The organism is Luteimonas sp. A478 (assembly GCF_054052025.1).
The window spans coordinates 106,571-125,637 of the sequence record NZ_JBSVRF010000003.1 but is presented as its reverse complement, the minus strand read 5'-3'; the positions used below and the strand labels follow the sequence as shown (position 1 = coordinate 125,637).

Genomic DNA, 19,067 nt, shown 5'->3' with positions numbered 1-19,067 from the left:
TGCGTTTGCTACAAGCCAGCGGCCAATTCACGGGTGAGTTGCGCGGCTGGTATCTCCTTGCATCCACTCGCATTCTGACCAGACCATAGACGTAAGAAATCACCGGAGCCTCGACTCTCGGCCTTGGCGCGCAAGGGAGCAATGGCGGCGGTAGCCAAAGGAAAATCGGGTGTAGTAGTACTGATGGGACCAAGCTCATTCATGACGCGGTTCACGATGGCACGCGCGGGTCGACCGGAGAAAAGGTTGGTGACCGCCGTGTGGCGGGCGCGCTCGCTTTTCAGTGCGGCGCGGTGCACCGCGCTGGTGGTCGCTTCAGGACAGAGCAGATAGGCCGTCCCGATCTGCACGCCAGCGGCACCAAGCGCCAGGGCGGCCGCAACGCCTTTCGCACCCGCGATGCCACCGGCAGCAACGACCGGGAGCTTCACCGCGTGCACGATTTGCGGCACCAGTACGAACGTTCCGGCCTGGGTAGTCAGGTCGTCTGACAAGAACATGCCGCGGTGTCCGCCCGCCTCAAGACCTTGCGCAATGATGGCATCGACTCCCTGTGTCTCGAGCCAACGCGCCTCTTCAACAGTCGTTGCCGAACACAGCACCTTCGCGCCCCAACCGCGCACCCGCGCCAGCAATTCGGCCGAAGGCAAACCAAAATGGAAGCTGACCACGGCGGGCTTGAATTCTTCCAGCACGTCCGCGGCCTCCATATTGAAAGGCGCGGCCCCCGGTCCGGTGGGAATGGTGTCTACGTCAATTCCATATTCTTCGTAATAAGGCGAAAGCGCAGCTCGCCACCCCGCCTCACGCTCGGCACCGGGTACGGGCGGCGTATGGCAGAAGAAATTCACGTTGAAAGGCTTGTCTGTTTTGAGCTTGATCCCCGCCAGCTCATCGCGCATGGAATCAAAACTGAGCATGGCACAGGGCAGTGATCCCAGCCCGCCAGCGTTCGACACGGCCACTGCCAGTGCACTTCCTTGCACGCCCGCCATAGGTGCCTGAATGATCGGCAGCTCTATACCCAGGAGTTGTTGAAGGGACATTGTTGGAACTCCGGTTTCTGAACCTAGATCTATTGTTTCCTGCTCGCGGCACCTACGGAGTTGCTGGAGCAACCGCTGGGATCACGCTGGTGATGCGCTGCCAATTAATGTCGTTCCAATGAACCACTGCACCAGTGCCTAGTGGACAGAACTGGATCGCACCATCGGCCCGGTCCCATACGCTACAGTTTTTATCTTTTCTTGGCCTCCCATAAAGGCGAGTGAGATCTCGAAGAATCAGATCACGCCGTACACCATCGTCCCTAGCGACATTAAAATAAAAGGCCAGTTGGTTTATTTTTCCTTCACCGATACTCACCCATAACGTTCCTGGGTGGTCTAGGTACACAATTGTTCGGTCAGCGCAGGAAGACTCACATTCCATTTGGGGAAACATGCGGCGCATGGCCCAGTAGTCTTGGCCCATATGTGCTCCGGCGACGGTGAACTCGGAGCGTGATTCCTTCGGCGAGCCCGATCTAGCGCTCGCTGTTTGGGCTATGGATGCAGCCAGCAGACCAACCATTAGAATGAGTAGGTGGTTCATCGAGGCTCCCTAAGGTCTAACACCTAAGTTAAGCCGAGACGCGTAGCGGAGCCAACCACATGGCAAGCTTTACCTGCCATGTGGTTGGTGGAACGAAGCGGCTTCGGCTTGAACGCATGGTTAGATTTTATTGCCCAAGCTCTTGGCCAGAGACAGCAGCTCCTGTGCAGCGCGTAGGGCTGCGATCACCTTTGACTGTTGAGCCTGGAACGACACAAAACGGTCAACCTTAGGAACCACAACGCGGATAGCGGCCGACTTGCCCGCGGTCACCACCTGCAACTTGGGATCTCGGACCAGCCGCTTTATCTCATCAACCCTTCCAGCGGCGTTCCTCATTTGGAGATCAACGTACCCATGTGCCATCTTGTGAACGATGTTGAATCGACTATCTAACTCTCTCGGTCGAAAGTCTGGCCAATCGGAGTTGACTGGCTTATTTCCCGGTCGAGGCATCTCAAGTGATGGGAAGCTTTCACTTGCCAATCGCCAGTAAGACAGCCAGAACTCCGTCACATCATCATGGGGGAGTGGGCTGTAACCCCTGCGATTCTGCTCAATTGCAGAATTTAACATGCCTGCGCGAAAATCTGACCTTTCATTGCTCTGAGCTAAGAGCCAGTCTCGAATTTCCTCGTAACTAATTCTTGCGTCGTAACTTTTAGATTCCGCATTGCTTTGCAAATATCGTGCGGGCGCAATAATGCAACATATGTAACTACTCCAGCTGCCCGCAGTAAGCCCCATCTCTCCGCGCTTCTGATAACGAGCGCTTTGATCAGGTTGAGCAGGGGCGTCAATCTTATTCTCGATCAGAATTGCATACCCGGAACTAAACTTCACAATCAGATCGGACTCACCAAACTGGGCGTGCGTGACAGAGTGCCAAGCACCCGCGGAAGAAATTGATGGAGCCAAGTGGCCGACCCTTTCCAATAACCAGGCAGAGAACTTTGGTGAAACATTGATCTCTTCCAGAAGGAGCAGGTCAATATCCCTCTCCGCCACATACGAAACCTTACTGACGTTGATCACGGAATCTAACACCTAATTCGAGGACAAAATGGGCTGTAAGACAAGGTTATAAACCTGCCTTTGCATACTTTACATCCCATGAAACCCCCTTGGATTCAACTACATAGGGCCTGTGCCGGCACCTAAGCCCGCGTCCCGACCTCCCCGCCGGTTGCGCCCTTTCGACGCTACCACCGCCCTCCCACCCCCGGCAACTGCATGACTAGCCCACGTGACTGGCGCGGGGACATTCGGGTTTGCGGGGAGTCGGGGGCGTAGCCCCGACCTACCGGAGCGCCGACAATGAAGTAGCGGTGAGCCGCGTCCTGGCGCCGGGGTGTCGCGTCAAGCAATACATGGATGTATTGCGCGCGCGTCAGGGCAGGATGCCCTGCCGCGCGAAAAGCGACACCGCGGCGGCAGGGCGCGGCGTTCGGCCGAAGCCCGGCGCTGGGTGTCCGGGTTTGCGGCGCGTCGGAGGCGTAGCCCCGACCTACGTCAGGCGCGGGCTTCCCGGCGAAGAACGAAAAAAAGGCCCGCCAGATGGCGGGCCCTGTGTTTCCACGGTACGGGCGGATCAAAGGATGTAGCGACTCAAATCCGGATCCTCAACCAGCTCACCCAAGTGCTCATCCACATACGCACGGTCGATGGTCACGCTGCCGGTCTTGTCAGGCGCCTCATAGCTCAGCGTGTCGAGCAGCCGCTCAAGCACGGTATGCAGCCGCCTTGCGCCGATGTTTTCCTGCCGCTCGTTCACCTGGGCGGCAATTTCGGCCAGGCGCTCAATGGCGTCCTCGCCGAATTCCAGCTCCACCCCTTCCGTCTTCAACAGCTCCACGTACTGGGTGGTAAGCGCCGCCTTTGGCTCGGTGAGGATGCGCACGAAGTCATCCTTGGTCAGGGCGGCCAGTTCAACGCGAATGGGGAAGCGGCCCTGGAGCTCAGGGATCAGGTCGCTGGGCTTGGCCATGTGGAACGCGCCCGAGGCGATGAACAGGATGTGGTCGGTCTTGACCGAGCCGTACTTGGTGCTGACGGTGGAGCCTTCCACCAGCGGCAGCAGGTCGCGCTGCACGCCCTCGCGGCTGACATCGGCACCACTGGTGCCGCCTTCACTGCGGCGGGCGACCTTGTCGATCTCATCCAGGAACACGATCCCGTGCTGCTCGGTGGCCTCGATGGCGGCCTCGCGCACTTCGTCCTCGTTGACCAGCTTGCCGGCCTCTTCCTCGATCAGCAGCGGACGCGCGGCGCGGATGGTCATCTTGCGCTTCTGGGTCTTGGCGCCGCCGAGGTTGGAGAACATCTGCCGCAGCTGCTGGCCCATTTCCTCCATGCCGGGCGGGGTCATGATGTCCACGCCGCCGCTCATGCTGAGGTCGAGTTCGATTTCGCGGTCATCCAGTTCGCCAGCGCGCAGGCGTTGGCGCAGCTTGCGGCGGGTTTCCGATTCCTGGCTGGAAGGCTCGGCGCCGATATCCACGGTGGCGCTCTGCTGCGAAGGGCCGAAGCCGAAGCCCGGGGCCGGGGTTTCGCGGCGCGGCAGCAGGGCATCGAGGATCCGGTCTTCGGCGTTTTCCTCCGCCCGGGTACGCATGCGCTGCTTGGCCTGCTGGCGGTACAGCTTGACCGAGGTGTCGGCCAGGTCGCGGATGATCTGCTCCACGTCCTTGCCCACGTAGCCCACCTCGGTGAAGCGGGTGGCTTCGACCTTGACGAACGGGGCGTTGGCCAGGGTGGCCAGGCGCCGGGCGATCTCGGTCTTGCCCACGCCGGTGGGGCCGATCATGAGGATGTTTTTGGGCATCACCTCGTTGCGCAGGTCCTCGGGCAGCTGCATGCGGCGCCAGCGGTTGCGGAGCGCAATGGCGACGGCGCGCTTGGCCTCGTTCTGGCCAACGATGTGGCGGTCCAGCTCCTGCACGATCTCGCGCGGGGTCATGGTGGACGAGTTGTTATCAGCCATCAGAGTTCCTCCACCACGACGTTGCCGTTGGTGTAGATGCACACCTCACCGGCGATCTTGATCGCCTCCACGGCAATGGTCCTGGGGTCCAGGTCGGTATGGGCGGCCAGCGCGCGGGCGGCCGAGAGCGCGTAGGGGCCGCCGGAGCCGATGGCGACCACACCGTCGTCGGGCTCGATCACATCGCCCGTACCGCTGATGACCAGCGAGGTCTCCTTGTCGGCCACGGCCAGCAGGGCTTCGAGCTTTCCGAAGCGGCGCTCGGTGCGCCAGTCCTTGGCGAACTCCACCGCGGCACGCAGCAGCTGGCCATGCCTTTCGAGCTTGGATTCGAACAGTTCGAACAGGGTGAAGGCATCGGCGGCGGCGCCGGCGAAACCGGCCAGTACCTGACCGTTGCTGCCCAGGCGGCGCACCTTGCGCGCGTGGGCCTTCATCACGGTATTGCCAAGGGTCACCTGGCCGTCGCCGGCGATGGCGACTTTGTCACCACGGCGCACCGACACGATGGTGGTGGCGTGGAAGACGTGGGGGTTCTGTCTGGGGTCCATGCAGCCTCCGGGGTTGAACCCCCTGTCTGGGGGTCGCGCCTGGCCGATACAAGGGTGCGGCCTACTGACCGTTTACGCTGGACCACCTGAAATCTGCTGCTGTAGGAGCGCGCCATGCGCGCGAAGCCGCGTGACGACAATCCACGCCGTGGGGCGTCGGACGGAGCGTACTGGCCGAAGCTGTTCGGCGAAACACGATTCACGCGGTTTCGCGCGCGTGGCGCGCTCCTACTTGGGGTCGGGTTTGCGGCGAGCGCGGGGATGGGCGGCGTCGTAGACGCGGGCCAGGTGGCCGAAATCCAGGTGGGTGTAGATCTGGGTGGTGGCGATGTCGGAATGGCCCAGCAGCTCCTGCACGCCGCGCAGGTCGCCGGACGATTCCAGTACGTGGCTGGCGAACGAGTGCCGCAGCAGGTGCGGGTGGACGCGCTTGAACAATCCCTGGCGCTGGGCCAGCAGGCGCATGCGGGCCTGTACGCTGCGCGGGCTGATGGGGCCACCGCCGCGGCCGGGGAACACCGGCAAGTCGTTGGTGCCGCCGCTTTCCGCGCGCCACTCCTGCAGCGCCCGCCGTGCGTGCGAGCCGACCGGCACCATGCGCTGGCGGTTGCCCTTGCCGAGCACGGTGACCAGGCCGTCTTCCAGCTGCAGGTCGCGCCAGCGCAGCTGGCACAGCTCGCTCACCCGCAGGCCGGATGAGTACAGCAGCTCCAGCATGGCCCGGTCGCGCAGGCCCAGCGGAACGTCGGTGGGCACTTCCACCAGCGCCTTTGCCTCGTCGGGATCCAGCACCTGTGGCAGTTTGCGGCTGGCCTTGGGCGCGCGGATGCCGGCGGTGGGGTCGGCAGTGATCCGGCCGTTGCGCAGCAGCCAGCTGTACCAGCCCCGACAGGCCGAGAGCCTGCGCTGCAGGCTGGCCGGCGACAGGCCGCGACGGTGCTCGGCGGCGATGAAGGCGCGGATGTCGGCTCCATCCAGCAATTCCACCGCCCCGCCCTGCTTTGCCGCCCACGTGCACAGGGCAGTCAGGTCGCGGCGGTAGGCATCCAGCGTGTGCGGGGACGCACGGCGCTCGAACTGCAGGTGGTCGAGGAACGGCTGCGCCGGCGCGATCGGGTCGGCGGGCGCTGTCACAGGCCGAAGCGCCAACCGGTCGCCTGTAGGAGCGCGCCATGCGCGCGAAGCCGCGTGACAGCAGGCATCGCGGCGGGGCTACGGCAGGCAGTGTCCTGGCCGAAGCCACCCTGCACCCCACGATTCACGCGGTTTCGCGCGCATGGCGCGCTCCTACGGTGGGGGTGGCGGCGGCTCGGGGTTCAGTCATCGAAGCGTTGCAGGGCGGCGGTAAAGGCGTCGCCCATCATGCGCAGGAACAGGGTGCCCATGCCGGGGTAGAAGCGGTTGGGGTCGTGGCTGCCGATCGCCACCATGCCCACGCCCTCCAGCGGCAGGAGCGCACTGGAATTGACCTCTTCCACCCGCTCGCCGTACAGCACGGTCTGCTTGTCCGGGTGCAGTCGCCCGCACAGCGGCTCGCCGTCCTTCAGGCAGTCAGTGAACGGCTGCAGCAGACGATCATCGCGGGTGATCACCTGCAGCCACTCGGCGCTCTCCAGTCCGGGCAGCGGCTGGAACAGCACGATCCGCACCAGATCCCCGGCGAAATCCTCCGCCAGCGAGGCGGCCATGGCACGCACGGTGCCGGCGGCATTGGCCTGGCGCATCAGCGACAGGGTCAGCTGGTGGGTACGCACGGCCAGGCGCTCGTTTTCCTGCGAGATCGCGAACAGGTCCTGCAGCCGGCGCGACAGCTCGCGGTTCTTGTCACGCAGCACTTCCAGCTGGTAGCTGGCCAGCGAGGCCGCCGGGCCGTCGTCGCGCGGCACCACCAGGCTCAGGGCCAAATCGGGGAACTGCTGCAGGAACCTCGGGTGGCGGCGCAACCAGGCAGCCACTTCGTGGGCGCCGATTTTTTCGAGGTCGGTCATGCGGTCCACTCTCCTTCAAAAACAAATGCGGCCGGTCCGGCCATCGTGATCGGTTCGCCGTGGCCGGGCCAGGCAATCTGCAGGGTACCCCCTGGAAGCTGCACTGCTACCCGGCGTCCCACCCGTCCGCGCCGCATCAGCACCGCCGCGGCGGCGCAGGCACCGCTGCCGCACGCCAGGGTTTCGCCCACGCCGCGCTCGTACACACGAAGGCGCACCGTGGCCGCATCCACCACCTGGACAAAGCCGACGTTCACCGAATCGGGGAAGCTGGAGGACTGCTGCAGTGCAGGCCCCAGCCGGGCGACCGGGACGGTGTCCACGTCGCTGACTTCAATCACCGCGTGTGGATTGCCCATTGAGACCGCGCCGAATTCCACCGTGGTGCCGTCCAGCTGCACGCGATAGGCATCCTCGGCGCTATCAAACCCGGCCAGCGGAACTGCGGCCGGCTCAAAATCGGGAACGCCCATGACCACCTGCAGCCGGCCGTCGGGCAGCGCGGTCACTTCATGCAGGCCTGCGGGGCTGTCCATCAGGAAGGTTGGTGGCTGGGCAGCACCGTCGCGCAGCAGCCAGGCCGCCACGCAGCGCGCGCCATTGCCGCACTGCCCGGCGGGCAGGCCGTCCGCATTCCAGATGCGGTAGGCGGCGACGGCGCCGGGCGAACGCGCCGGCTCGATGGTCAGGATCTGGTCGCAGCCGACGCCGGTATGGCGGTGGGCCAAGGCGCGGCACAGCTGCGGTGAAGGCGGCGGGCTGCCGTCACGCAGGTCCAGCACGACAAAGTCGTTGCCGGCGCCATGCATCTTGGTGAAGCACATGCCCGCAGGGCCGCGGCGGCCTGTGGCCTCAGTCGTCACCGGTCGGCACGGGCAGCGGCAGTTCCGGTTCGCCGTCGTCCAGGTCGGTCTCGTCCACAGGATCGGTCTGGTCTGCTGGATCGGAATCGTCCAGCGGCGCGAAGTCGTCTTGCAGGTCCTCGTCACCGAAGTCGTCGATCATTTCATCGTCGTCGGGCGGTGGCGGCATGAACAGGTCGTGCTTGTTGCCGCAGCCGGCGAGGGCCAGCGCGGCCAGGAGCAACAGGAGTGCGGACAGGCGTGTCGGTTTCATGCCGGCAGTGTAGCGGCAGGGAGGTCCGCGCGGAATCCAGCGGCCTTCATTTCCGCCCTGCCCCATGGGTCGGCACTGACGCTGGCGGCTCCGGCCGCCGCCACAGCCACGCTGCCACGATGGCCATCACCCCGGTGCCAGCCATTGCGGCCCAGAACATGGGGGAAACGAGGAACAGCACCACCGCGCACAGCACCATCGAGCCGATGGCGAGCACTTTGGAGCGGCGGGTGACGGCACCATGTTCCTGCCAGTTGTGGATCATCGGCCCGAACGTGCGGTGCGCCAGCAGCCAGGCGTGCAGCCTCGGCGACCCGCGCATCGCCGCCCAGGCGGCGGCCAGGATGAATGGCACCGTCGGCAGTCCAGGCAGCACCACGCCCAGCATGCCGAGGCCGAGCATGGCGTAGGCCAGCAGCAACCAGGCCCAGCGGAAGCGGACGGGCGAGTTCATTGGAGGCAATGATATCCGGCCGGTGCATAGCGACGCGCGAAGCGCACGCATGATGCCCCCTGTAGGAGCGCGTCATACGCGCGAAGCCGCGTGACGGTGAGCGTTGCCGTGGGACGTCGGCCACGGCGCGGTGGCCGGAGGCAAATAGGGCGTCGGCGGCACCGCGGTGGCCGGGGCCTCGCGGCACGCCGGAATTCACGCGGTTTCGCGCGCGTGGCGCGCTCCTACGAGGGGAGCGCGCCACGCGGGGTCAGTTGACGCCGAGCTCGTCGAGCAGAAAGGCGTACATTTCCGACAGTTCCTCGTAGCGACGGAAACGGCCGGACTTGCCGCCGTGGCCGGCGTCCATGTTGGTGCGGAACACGATCGGGTAGTCACTGGTGTTCAGCACCCGCAGCCTGGCGACGTACTTGGCCGGCTCCCAGTACTGCACCTGCGAATCCCACAGGCCGGTGCCGACGAACATGGCCGGGTAGGCCTTTTCTTCCAGGTTGTCGTAGGGCGAGTAGCTGAGCATGTAGCGGTAGGCCTCGGGCTGTTCCGGGTTGCCCCACTCGTCGTACTCGTTGGTGGTCAGCGGAATGCCGCGGTCGAGCATGGTGGTCACCACGTCGACGAACGGCACCTGCGACAGGATCACCCGGTACTTGTCCGGGGCAATGTTGGCCACCGCGCCCACCAGCAGGCCGCCGGCGCTGCCGCCGTAGGCCGCCACGCGGTCAGGGGCCGCATAGCCCTGGGCCACCAGGTGGTCAGTGACGTCGATGAAGTCGGTGAAGGTGTTGATCTTGTTGAACAGCTTGCCCTGGTCGTACCACTTGCGGCCCATTTCCTGGCCGCCGCGGATATGGGCGATGGCGTACACCACGCCGCGGTCGAGCAGGCTGACCACCGGCAGGTTGAAGCCCGGATCCATCGACATGCCATAGCTGCCGTAGCCGTACTGCAGCAGCGGCGCGGTGCCGTCACGCTCGAAGCCGTTGCGGTACACCAGCGACACCGGCACCTTCGTACCGTCGCGCGCGGTCGCCCACAGGCGCTCGGTGGTGTACTGCTCCGGGTCGTAGCCGATCACCGGCTGCTGCTTGAGCTGGCGGCGCTCGCCGGTCACCACGTTCAGTTCAAAGGTGGTCGCCGGGGTGGTGAGCGAGGTGTAGCCGTAGCGCAGCCATTCGGTGTCCGGCTCGGAGTTGGTGCTCAGGCCCATGGAGTACGCCGGCTCATCGGCGCTCACGTAATCCTCGCTGCCGTCGGCACGGATCACGCGCACGCGCTCGAGCCCTTCAGAGCGCTCGCCGATGGCGGTGAAGCCGTCAAACAGCTCCACGTCTTCGATGAACACCTCTTCGCTGTGGGCCAGCCAGTCCTGCCACTGCTGGCGCGAGGTGGCATTGCTGGGCGCGGTCATCACGCGGTAGTTGGGCGCGTTCCAGTTGGTGCGGATCACCCAGCGGCCGTCGTGGTGGTCGGCGTCGTATTCAACGTCGCGCTCGCGCTCGGCCAGCACGGTGAAGCTCGCCGGGTCGGCCGCCGGGGCGCAGCGCATTTCCGAGGCCACGGTGCTCTGCACGTAGATGCAGATGTAGGCATCGTCACGGGTGCGGCCGATGCCCATGTAGAAGCTGTCGTCCTTCTCTTCGTAGACCAGCACGTCCTCGGACGCGGGCGTGCCAAGCACGTGCCTCTTCACCCGCACGGTGAGCAGGGTCTCGGGATCGTTCTCGACGTAGAACAGGGTGCGGTTGTCGTCGGCCCAGACCAGGCCGGCGGACACGCCCCGGATCTCGTCCTCGAAGATCTTGCCGGTCTCCAGGTCCTTGAAGCGGATCACGTACTGGCGGCGGCCCACGTCGTCCTCGGCCCAGGCCATGATCCGGTTGTCGGGGCTGGTTTCGTAGTTGGCGACGGAAAAGTAATCCTTGCCCTCCGCCATGGTGTTCACGTCCAGCAGCACCTGTTCGGCGGCGAAATCGCCGGCGTCGTTGGCCTGCTGGATGGAAAGCGCGTCCACGCCGTCGGCGTCCGCACGGCGTGCGTACACCGGGTAGTCCTTGCCGGTCTCGAAGCGCGAGTAGTACCAGTAACCACGCTCGCGGAAAGGCACCGAGCTGTCGTCCTGGCGGATGCGGCCAACGATCTCCTCGTACAGCTTGCCCTGCAGCGACTTGCTGGAGGCCATCACCGAATCGGCGTAAGCGTTCTCGGCGTTGAGGTAGGCCAGCATGTCCGCGTCTTCGCGGGTGTCGTCGCGCAGCCAGTAGTACTCGTCATTACGCACCGCGCCGTGCGGCGAGGTGACCTGGTGCGAGCGCAGCTCGGCGATCGGCGGCTCCGGCACGGTGGCGGGCGCGGCGGCGGAAGCGTTGGAAGCCCCCGCTGCGTCATTGGCGGAAGGGGTGCAGGCGGTAGTCATCAGCAAAGCCAGGGCAAAGGACAGGGGAAGCTTCATGGATGGGGGTTTTCCGTCAAATAACAACGTTGCGGTTGCGGGAAGACGTGGTTCCGGGTGGCGCCCCTGTAGGAGCGCGCCGTGCGCGCGAAGCCGCGTGACCTCTGGGTCATGGCGGGGCTTCGGTCAGTCCGAAGTGTCCGAAGCCCCACCGCACAACATGATTCACGCGGTTTCGCGCGCGTGGCGCGCTCCTACGGTCAAAGCCGTCCCCGGGGCGCGGGGACGGAGGGTCAGTCCTTGCCCAGCTGCTGCCACAGGAACGTGTAGAACAGCGCATCCATGTGCGCGGCCTGGCGGTTGTTGGCCGCGCCGCCGTGGCCACCTTCGATGTTCTCGTAGTAGCGCACGTCCGCGCCCGCATCGCTCATCAGCGCATGCATCTTGCGGGCGTGGCCGGGGTGCACGCGGTCATCGCGGGTGGAGGTGAGCAGGATGGTGGGCGGGTAGTCCTTCTTCGCCGGGTCGAACAGGTGGTACGGCGAGAAGGTCTGGATGTACTCCCACTCCTCGGCGATATCCGGGTTGCCGTACTCGGCCATCCACGAGGCGCCGGCCAGCAGCTTGTGGTAGCGCTGCATGTCCAGCAGCGGAACCTGGATCACCACCGCGCCGAACAGCTCCGGGTACTGGGTGAGCATGTTGCCGGTGAGCAGGCCGCCGTTGCTGCCGCCGCGGACGCCCAGGTGCTCGGGCGAGGTGATGCCGCGCTCGATCATGTCCTTCGCCACTGCGGCGAAGTCCTCGTAGGCCTTGTGGCGATTCTGCTTCAGCGCGGCCTGGTGCCAGCGCGGGCCGTACTCGCCGCCGCCGCGGATATTGGCCACCGCGTACACGCCGCCACGCTCAAGCCAGGCCTTGCCCACGCCTGCGGCGTAGCCCGGGGTCAGCGAGATTTCAAAGCCGCCGTAGCCATAGAGCAGGGTCGGGTTGGTGCCATCGGCCTGCATGTCCTTCGGGCGCACCAGGAAGTACGGCACGCGGGTGCCATCTTCCGAGGTGGCGAAGTGCTGCTCGGCCACGTGGGTGGAGCCGTCGAAAAACTCCGGCATCGACTTCAGCTCTTCCGGCGCGCCGCCGGTGGCCAGGTCGGCCAGCATCAGGGTGCTGGGGGTGAGGTAATCGGTGACGGTCAGCCACACCGCGTCGGATTCATCGCTGTCCACCGCGCTTACGCCCACGGTGCCCAGCTCCGGGGCGCCTTCAAACGGTGCGCGCGTCCAGCCGTCCTCGCCCGGGGTCAGCACGGTCAGGCGGTTCTTGACGTCGTCCAGCACGTTGATGACCACGTGGTTCTTCGTGATGGTCAGCCCGGCCAGCGAGGTGGTTTCGCTGGGCTCGAACAGCACGTCGAACTCACGCTCGCCGGCCATGTAGCCGTCGAAGTCCGAGACCAGCAGCGAACCGGCCTCGAAGGTCTTGCCGCCCACTTCCCACGGCTCGCGCAGCTCGAAGCCGATCCAGTTGCGCACCGCAAACTTGTTGGCCGAGTTCGGGGCGTCGATCTTGGTGAGCGAACCGTCTTCGCCGCGCAGGTACAGCTCGTCGTTGTAGAAGGCCAGGGTGCGGCTGACGAACTCGCGCTCGAAGCCCGGGGTCAGGTCGCGCCTGGCGCTGATGTACATGTCATCGGCCTGGCCTTCATAGACCACTTCGGCCGACTCCATCGGCGTGCCGCGCTTCCACTCCTTGACGATGCGCGGGTAGCCGGACTCGGTCATCGAGCCCTCGCCGAAATCGGTGTAGACGAACACCGTGTCGCGATCGATCCAGGCCAGGCCGCCCTTGGCCTCTTCACGGAAGTAGCCGTCTTCCACCCAGGTTTTGTTGGCCAGGTCGAATTCGCGGGTCACGTCGGCGTCGGCGCCGCCGCGCGAGAGCGCGATCAGGCAGCGGTCGTAATCCGGGCGCAGGCAGTTGGCGCCGTGCCAGACCCAGTTTTCGTCCTCTTCGGCGTTGAGCGCGTCCAGATCCAGCAGCAGCTCCCACTGCGGGGCGTCCTTGCGGTACTCGGCCAGCGTGGTCCGGCGCCAGATGCCGCGCTCGTTGTTCTGGTCGCGCCAGAAGTTGTAGTAGTACTCGCCCATCTTCGACACGCCCGGAATGCGCTCGTCGGAGTCGTAGATGGCCAGCAGCTCGGCCTCAAGCCGGCGGAATTCATCGGTATCGGCCAGTTCGGCCTCGGCGACAGCGTTCTGCTCGCGCACCCAGGCCAGGGCGTCATCCCCGGTCACATCTTCCAGCCACTGGTGGGGATCTGCTGCCACGTTGGTTTCTCCCTGGTTGGCCTCGCCTGCTCCGGCGGAACAGCTGGCCAGCCCAACGGCAATCGCCGCGGCGAGGCAGAATCGTGAAATCGGGGACATGCGGCCAACTCCGTTCAGGTGTCAAACCCGAAACGCTAGCACAGGCCGGCCCGGCAGGGATCTGTCTTAAGTTTTCGGCTCAGGCTGCCGCGGGGGATTCCGGTGTCCGGGCAGCAATATCGGCCAGGGCCAACGCCCCCAGCGCAGACAAAGGCATCCCAAGCAGCCACAGCGGCACCCACCCGATCGGCCCGGCCCCGCGCGCCGCGGGCAGCGACGCCATGGCTACCAGGCCGAGGAAAGCCGCCCCCAGCAGGGCTTGCCGCAGGAAGCGGCTGGAGATGATGTCAGCAGGGCACTGGGACGTGGCGTTGCGCATGGCCGGCTCCGGGAAGGGGAAAGTGGTCGATGACCACAGCCTCGCCCTCCCCGGTCGCACGGGCTGCGATCCACCGGAACGCGCCACGCAGGTCGGGGCTACGCACCCGACGCCCCGCGCACCCAAATGACCGACTGGCCGCGCGGCACGCAGAGCTCGCTCAGGCCCTACTGCTCGTAGTTGGACAGGGCCAGGGCCAGCAGCGCCCGGGCCTGCTCGCGCAGCGACTGCGGCTCGAGGATGGTGGCGTCGGCGCCGTAGTGCAGTACGTCCATCAGCAGTTCCCGCGGCGAGCTGTAAGGCACCTTCAGCTCATAGCTGCCATCGGCCAGCATCCGGCCTTGCTGCTGCGAGTGCCAGTGCTCGTCGGCCACCCAGCGCGCGGCGCGCTGGTTGAACAGGATCGTGGCCCAGCCGCGCGGTTCGCCGGAGAAAATCCCGTAGCTGCCGGTGAGGTGGCGATCAAGATCCTCCTCCTCGATGTCGCGGGCAGGCTGATCCAGCATCCGGGCTTTGCTGATGCGATCCACCGAAAAACTGCGCAGTCCCTCGCGCTCCTGGTCCCAGGCGTCCAGATACCAGTTGCCGCGGTAATGGGTGACGCGCTGCGGCGATACCGTGCGCCGGGTTTTCTGGTCGGTGGAACGGGCCTCGTACTCGAACGCCAGCTGCCGGCGCTCGAGCACCGCCGAGCACACGAAGCGGAACGCCTGTTCGTCCATCCGCCGGCTGTGATGCGGGATCACCCGCACACGCTCCACCGGCCACTCCTTGCCGGTGGAATGGGTATTGAGCAGGGTCTCGATGCGCTGCTGCAAAGGCGCCAGCGCGCTGGAAAGCACCCCGCCTGCGCTGCGCGACAGCAACTGCTGGGCCGCCAGCAGGGCGTGCAGTTCGTCCGAGCTCAGCCACAGACCCGGCAGCTCAAAACGCCCGCCTTCCTCAGGCTCGTAGCGGAAGCCCGCCTCGCCATCGCCGGTAATCGGCGCCATCAGCGCGTCCCGCAGGAAGGCCAGGTCACGGTAGACCGTGGCCCGCGAGCAGCCCAGATCGTCCTGCAGCCACGCCACAGTGACCGGATAGCGGGCGTTCTTGAGCGTGCGGTGCAGCGAAAGGATGCGTTCGTATCTGTCCATGGGCTGATTATGGGCAAATTTCCGCGCTGGCAGGGCGGGATGTCCCCAAGCCGGGCCCAACCGCGTAAACAAGGGCAACCCTTACAGACGGAGCCTCCCTCCATGCGTCAGCTCTTCACCCTCGCCGGCGTGGCCGCACTGCTGTTTGCCGCCGCGGCCATGGCATCGCCCCGCGACGACGTGACCCGCGCCGTCGGCAAGCTGGCCGACGCCACCAGCTACGTCATCCATATTGACGCCCCGCAGACGGGCGCGGCCGGCCAGATCGAAATGCAGTACGTCGCCCCCGACCGCTACCGGATGATGATCCCGGGCGCGCCGGCGCAGACCATCATCGGCAACCAGGTCTATATGGAGATGGGCGGGCGCGTCATGCGCGTGCCGCTGCCGGCCGGCACCCTGAACCAGATGCGCGACCAGGCGCATATCCGCGAAACCCAGGAAAACGCGCAGATCGAGTCCGCCGGCAGCGATGTTCTCGACGGCACCCCTGCCAGCAAGTACCGGATCATCCACCCCGACCAGCCGGGCACCGAAGTCATGCTGTGGGTCGACAGCAACGGCTGGCCGCGGCAGATGCAGGTGGATGGTGGCGACGGCTCCGCGACGATGCGCTATTCGCGCTTCAACGATCCGTCGCTGACGATCCAGGCTCCAGACTGAGCGACCGGCTCAGCGGCCGTGCAGATGCTTCTGCACGGCCTTCGCCACGGCCTGCGCCTGCCCGCGCAGGTCGGGCATGGCGATGGTTTCCCACAGGTCGCCGATGCGCAGCACGCCCAGCGTCCACAGCCCGGGGACCGGCTCGCCGTTGGCGCCCAGCACCGCACCATCGCCGTTGGTAGCGGCGCCCATGCGATGCGGGCCCGGCCGCATCAGCCCGCGGGCCTGCAGGTTCGCCAGCAGTCCGGTACCGCCTTCGATCCGCTTGTCCATGCCCAGCGCGTTGACCAGCACATCGGCCTTGAAACGCTGCACCTGGTCCTCGCCGCGCGGACGCCAGGAAATCTCCAATGGCGACCCCGCTTCCACCGCCACCAGGCGGCCGGCGACACGCTGCAGCCGCCCGGCCCCGGTCGCGGCCTGCAGCCGGCCTGCCGCTTCCGGCGCGATCCGATGGCGGTGTATATCCCAGTGACGCACCAGGTGACGCAGGAAGCGGCGCTGTCCGGCTTCATCCAGGCTGGTCCACAGGGCCTGCACGTGCGGACGCAGCGCATCCATCACCCCATGCCAGGGTCGGCCCTGCGCCACTTCCGTTGCGGCCAGCGCGCGCAGGGTGCGGGTGCGGGCGCGCAGGTCCATCGCCAGCAGGCGGTCGATGTCGATCTTCGCCGGGGGCGCCGGTGCGGCATGCGCCAGCGGCATCAGCCCGCTGCGGGACATTGAAACGATACGTCCACGGTGGCCGTTGGCTTCCAGGCTCAGCACCACATCCACCATGCTCAGGCCGGCACCGAGGATGCACACGTCGGCATCGGCGGGAATGGCGGCCACCGCGGGGTAGTCCCAGGCCTGGATGGTGGCCACATCGTCGCCGCCGGAACCTGCCCTCAGCGGCAGCCGCGCGGGTCGGTTGCCGACTGCCAGCACCACGGCCGCGGCGCACAGCTGTCTGCCAGAGGCCAGCTCAACTTCGAACCCTGCGTCCACCGGCGCCACGTCCACAGCGGCATCGGTGATGCGGCTCAGCCGCTCCTGGTTCGGGCGGCCGCTGAGCACCGCTTTCAAATAGCGTGCATAGGCCATGCGCGGCATGAAGCGGGCAGCCAGGGCCGCCTGACCTTCATCGGCCTGACCCTCATCGGCTTGGCCCTCGGCAGTGTGTTCCGGCAGACCGCGCAGGAAATCCACGAAATCCGCGGGCGCATCGTCAAATGCGCTCATTCCGCTGGCGCGCACGTTCAGCAGATGCTCGCCGCGGCGGGTCGAGTAGGCCACGCCTTCGGCCACCGCCGGACGGGCTTCCACCAGCGCCACGCGGCAGCCGGCCGGGCTGGCGTCCAGCAACCGGGCCGCCACCAGGGCGCCACTGGCACCGCCGCCAATGATGACGACATCGAAACGCGAACACTCCGGACTGGCCAAGCAACCCCCTTTTGCAGGGCAGGAAAGCGGGGAGTATCCCACCGGCCCGCGGCGCGGATCCACAGTCGCGGCAGGGCGACCGCAACGCATCCGCGTTACACCCGGCACGCCTGCGGATATCCTTGCCCCTGTTTGCCGGGGGCCCACAAGGGCGGAAAGGCATGTTTCCGGATGTGGATGAATGGATCTGCCGCTTAGCCTGTTGATCACGATCGCCGTCATGCTGGTGGCGATATACCTGTTCATCACCGAAAAGCTGCGCGTGGATGTCGTGGCGCTGCTGGTGATGACCGCGCTGCTGGTACTGGGCGTGCTCAGCGTGCCCGAAGCGCTGTCGGGCTTCAGCAACCAGGCCACGGTGATGGTGGCCTGCATGTTCGTGCTCAGCGGCGCGCTCAAGGCCAACGGCGCGCTGGTGGCGATCGGCGATCTGCTCTCGCGCATCCGCTGGCGCTGGCTGTTCCTGCTGGTGATGCTGGGGCTGGTGGTCAGCGTGGCGGCCTTCATCAACAACACCGCCACGGTAGCCGTGTTCCTGCCGCTGGTGCTGGTGGCCACGACGGCCAACGGCTGGGCCCCGTCCAAATTCCTGATCCCGCTGTCCTACATTTCCCAGACCGCGGGCGTGTGCACGCTGATCGGCACCTCCACCAACCTGCTGGTCGATTCGATGGCCCGCGATGCGATCGGGGTCGGCTTCACGATTTTCGAATTTGCGCCGCTGGGCATCATTTTCGTCGGCATCTGTTCGGTGTACCTGCTCACCGTGGGCTGGTGGATCCTGCCCAACCGCGGCACGGCCAAACCCGGCGAAACCGAGCACGTGGGACGCTTCATTGCCGAGCTGGTGGTGCCCACGGAAACGCCCGTCATCGGCACGTCGCCGCGCAACGCACTGCCCGACAGCGCCGATGACGTGGAGCTGCTGGAAGTGCTGCGCAACGGCGTGGCGCAGCGCGACCCGGACGTCACCATCCAGGCCGGCGACCGGCTGCTGCTGCGTGGGCACTGGCCGCGGATCGAGTCCGCGCGCAAGGCGATGAAGTGCAAGTTCGACCGCGTGCCCAAGGCGCCTGACCGGGCACCGCTGCCCACCCCGGACCCGGCGGAAGGCGAGAAAGCGAAAGAAGCCGAGGGCGCGCGTCACGAGCGGCTGCACGTGGAGGCCATGGTTGCACCCGGCTCGCACCTGATCGGCCGCACCCTGTACGGCATGCGTTTTGCCCATACCTACCGCGCCCGCGTGCAGGGCATCCACCGCCGCCAGCTGGCCATCCGCGTGCCGCTGGACCGGGTACCGCTGTCGGTGGGCGACGTGCTGATGCTCGATGCCCCGGCCGACGCGATCGACGCGCTGCGCTCCGACCCCGGCATGATCGTGCTGGGCGAACGTGCGCAGCAGCGCGTGGCGCCGCGACGGGCAATCATTTCGGCGCTGATCATGTTCGCCGCGATCGGGGTGGCGGCGCTGGGCTGGCTGCCGATCGTCGCGTCCGTCCTGGTCGGCTGTCTGGCGCTGGTGGCCCTGCAGCTGATGACGCCGGATGAAGCCTACGAATCGATCGACTGGCAGGTGATCCTGCTGCTGGCGGGCATCATCCCGCTGGGGATTGCTCTGCAGAAAACCGGTGGCGCCACCATGGTGGCCGACCTGCTGCTGAACGTGCTGGGCCCCTATGGCCCGCTGGCCACGCTGGCGGCGATCTACCTGATGACATCGATCCTCACCGAGCTGATGAGCAACAACGCCTCGGCGGTACTGGTGGTCCCCATCGCCCTGGCGACAGCCGAATCGATGGGCGTGGATGCCAAGCCGCTGCTGATCGCGGTCGCGTTTGCCGCCTCCACCAGCTTTGCCACGCCGATCAGCTACCAGACCAACACCATGGTCTACACCGCCGGCGGCTACCGGTTCAGCGACTTCGTGAAGGTCGGCATGCCGCTGAACGTGATCTTCTGGATCTCGGCGATCATCCTGATCCCGCGGTTCTTCCCGTTCTATCCGTGATGGGTGGCAGGGGACA

16 protein-coding genes are annotated in these 19,067 nt (G+C 65.9%); 2 read left to right on the top strand and 14 right to left on the bottom strand.

The features are described 5' to 3' along the window. Positions 1 to 8: 8 nt before the first annotated feature. The 13 genes from ACW7G3_RS07085 to ACW7G3_RS07025 form a co-directional block, all read right to left on the bottom strand. The gene (locus ACW7G3_RS07085) at positions 9 to 1,046 is read right to left on the bottom strand and encodes an NAD(P)H-dependent flavin oxidoreductase (protein WP_456981975.1); all 1,038 of its coding nucleotides are present in this window, start codon (positions 1,044 to 1,046) and stop codon (positions 9 to 11) included. A gap of 667 nt (positions 1,047 to 1,713) precedes the next feature. Beyond that, positions 1,714 to 2,628, bottom strand: a complete 915-nt coding sequence (locus tag ACW7G3_RS07080; RefSeq protein WP_456981973.1) for a PD-(D/E)XK nuclease family protein — start codon at positions 2,626 to 2,628, stop codon at positions 1,714 to 1,716. Between the two features lie 556 nt (positions 2,629 to 3,184). Next, complete coding sequence (gene hslU, locus ACW7G3_RS07075; RefSeq protein ID WP_456981971.1) at positions 3,185 to 4,576, bottom strand: ATP-dependent protease ATPase subunit HslU; 1,392 nt, start codon at positions 4,574 to 4,576, stop codon at positions 3,185 to 3,187. Further along, positions 4,576 to 5,127 carry an ATP-dependent protease subunit HslV gene (hslV, locus tag ACW7G3_RS07070; RefSeq protein ID WP_456981970.1) on the bottom strand — a complete coding sequence of 184 codons (552 nt, stop codon included), beginning with the start codon at positions 5,125 to 5,127 and terminating at the stop codon, positions 4,576 to 4,578. The genes hslU and hslV overlap by 1 nt, the downstream gene beginning before the upstream one ends. A gap of 228 nt (positions 5,128 to 5,355) precedes the next feature. Continuing rightward, positions 5,356 to 6,261 carry a tyrosine recombinase XerC gene (gene xerC / locus ACW7G3_RS07065; protein WP_456981968.1) on the bottom strand — a complete coding sequence of 302 codons (906 nt, stop codon included), beginning with the start codon at positions 6,259 to 6,261 and terminating at the stop codon, positions 5,356 to 5,358. Positions 6,262 to 6,443: 182 nt separating this feature from the next. Continuing rightward, positions 6,444 to 7,115 carry a DUF484 family protein gene (locus ACW7G3_RS07060; protein ID WP_456981967.1) on the bottom strand — a complete coding sequence of 224 codons (672 nt, stop codon included), beginning with the start codon at positions 7,113 to 7,115 and terminating at the stop codon, positions 6,444 to 6,446. Then, positions 7,112 to 7,939, bottom strand: coding sequence for a diaminopimelate epimerase (dapF, locus tag ACW7G3_RS07055; protein ID WP_456981966.1), 828 nt, complete (start codon positions 7,937 to 7,939; stop codon positions 7,112 to 7,114). The genes ACW7G3_RS07060 and dapF overlap by 4 nt, the downstream gene beginning before the upstream one ends. 28 nt (positions 7,940 to 7,967) lie before the next feature. Then, complete coding sequence (lptM, locus tag ACW7G3_RS07050) at positions 7,968 to 8,231, bottom strand: LPS translocon maturation chaperone LptM (protein WP_456974064.1); 264 nt, start codon at positions 8,229 to 8,231, stop codon at positions 7,968 to 7,970. Positions 8,232 to 8,277: 46 nt separating this feature from the next. After that, positions 8,278 to 8,685 (bottom strand): YbaN family protein, encoded by a 408-nt coding sequence (locus tag ACW7G3_RS07045; RefSeq protein WP_456981964.1) that lies wholly within the window; start codon positions 8,683 to 8,685, stop codon positions 8,278 to 8,280. Positions 8,686 to 8,935: 250 nt separating this feature from the next. Next, entirely contained in the window at positions 8,936 to 11,134 is a 2,199-nt protein-coding gene (locus ACW7G3_RS07040) for a S9 family peptidase (protein WP_456981963.1), read from the bottom strand. 233 nt (positions 11,135 to 11,367) lie between these two features. After that, positions 11,368 to 13,500 (bottom strand): prolyl oligopeptidase family serine peptidase, encoded by a 2,133-nt coding sequence (locus tag ACW7G3_RS07035; RefSeq protein ID WP_456981961.1) that lies wholly within the window; start codon positions 13,498 to 13,500, stop codon positions 11,368 to 11,370. A 79-nt stretch (positions 13,501 to 13,579) separates the two neighbouring features. Further along, the gene (locus ACW7G3_RS07030) at positions 13,580 to 13,819 is read right to left on the bottom strand and encodes a hypothetical protein (RefSeq protein WP_456981960.1); all 240 of its coding nucleotides are present in this window, start codon (positions 13,817 to 13,819) and stop codon (positions 13,580 to 13,582) included. A 167-nt stretch (positions 13,820 to 13,986) separates the two neighbouring features. Next, a complete protein-coding gene (locus tag ACW7G3_RS07025) occupies positions 13,987 to 14,955 on the bottom strand; it encodes a helix-turn-helix transcriptional regulator (protein ID WP_456981959.1) in 969 nt (322 codons plus the stop codon). A gap of 102 nt (positions 14,956 to 15,057) precedes the next feature. Between ACW7G3_RS07025 and ACW7G3_RS07020 the strand changes: the two genes are divergently transcribed. Then, on the top strand, positions 15,058 to 15,618 hold the full coding sequence (locus ACW7G3_RS07020; protein ID WP_456981957.1) for a LolA family protein: 561 nt from the start codon (positions 15,058 to 15,060) through the stop codon (positions 15,616 to 15,618). A 9-nt stretch (positions 15,619 to 15,627) separates the two neighbouring features. On the opposite strand, the gene ACW7G3_RS07015 is transcribed toward ACW7G3_RS07020, so the two are convergent. Then, positions 15,628 to 17,043: an FAD/NAD(P)-binding protein gene (locus ACW7G3_RS07015; protein WP_456981956.1), complete on the bottom strand. Its 1,416-nt coding sequence runs from the start codon at positions 17,041 to 17,043 to the stop codon at positions 15,628 to 15,630. A gap of 181 nt (positions 17,044 to 17,224) precedes the next feature. On the opposite strand from ACW7G3_RS07015, the gene ACW7G3_RS07010 reads away from it, so the two are divergent. Next, entirely contained in the window at positions 17,225 to 19,051 is a 1,827-nt protein-coding gene (locus ACW7G3_RS07010; RefSeq protein WP_456981955.1) for an SLC13 family permease, read from the top strand. Positions 19,052 to 19,067: the final 16 nt, after the last annotated feature.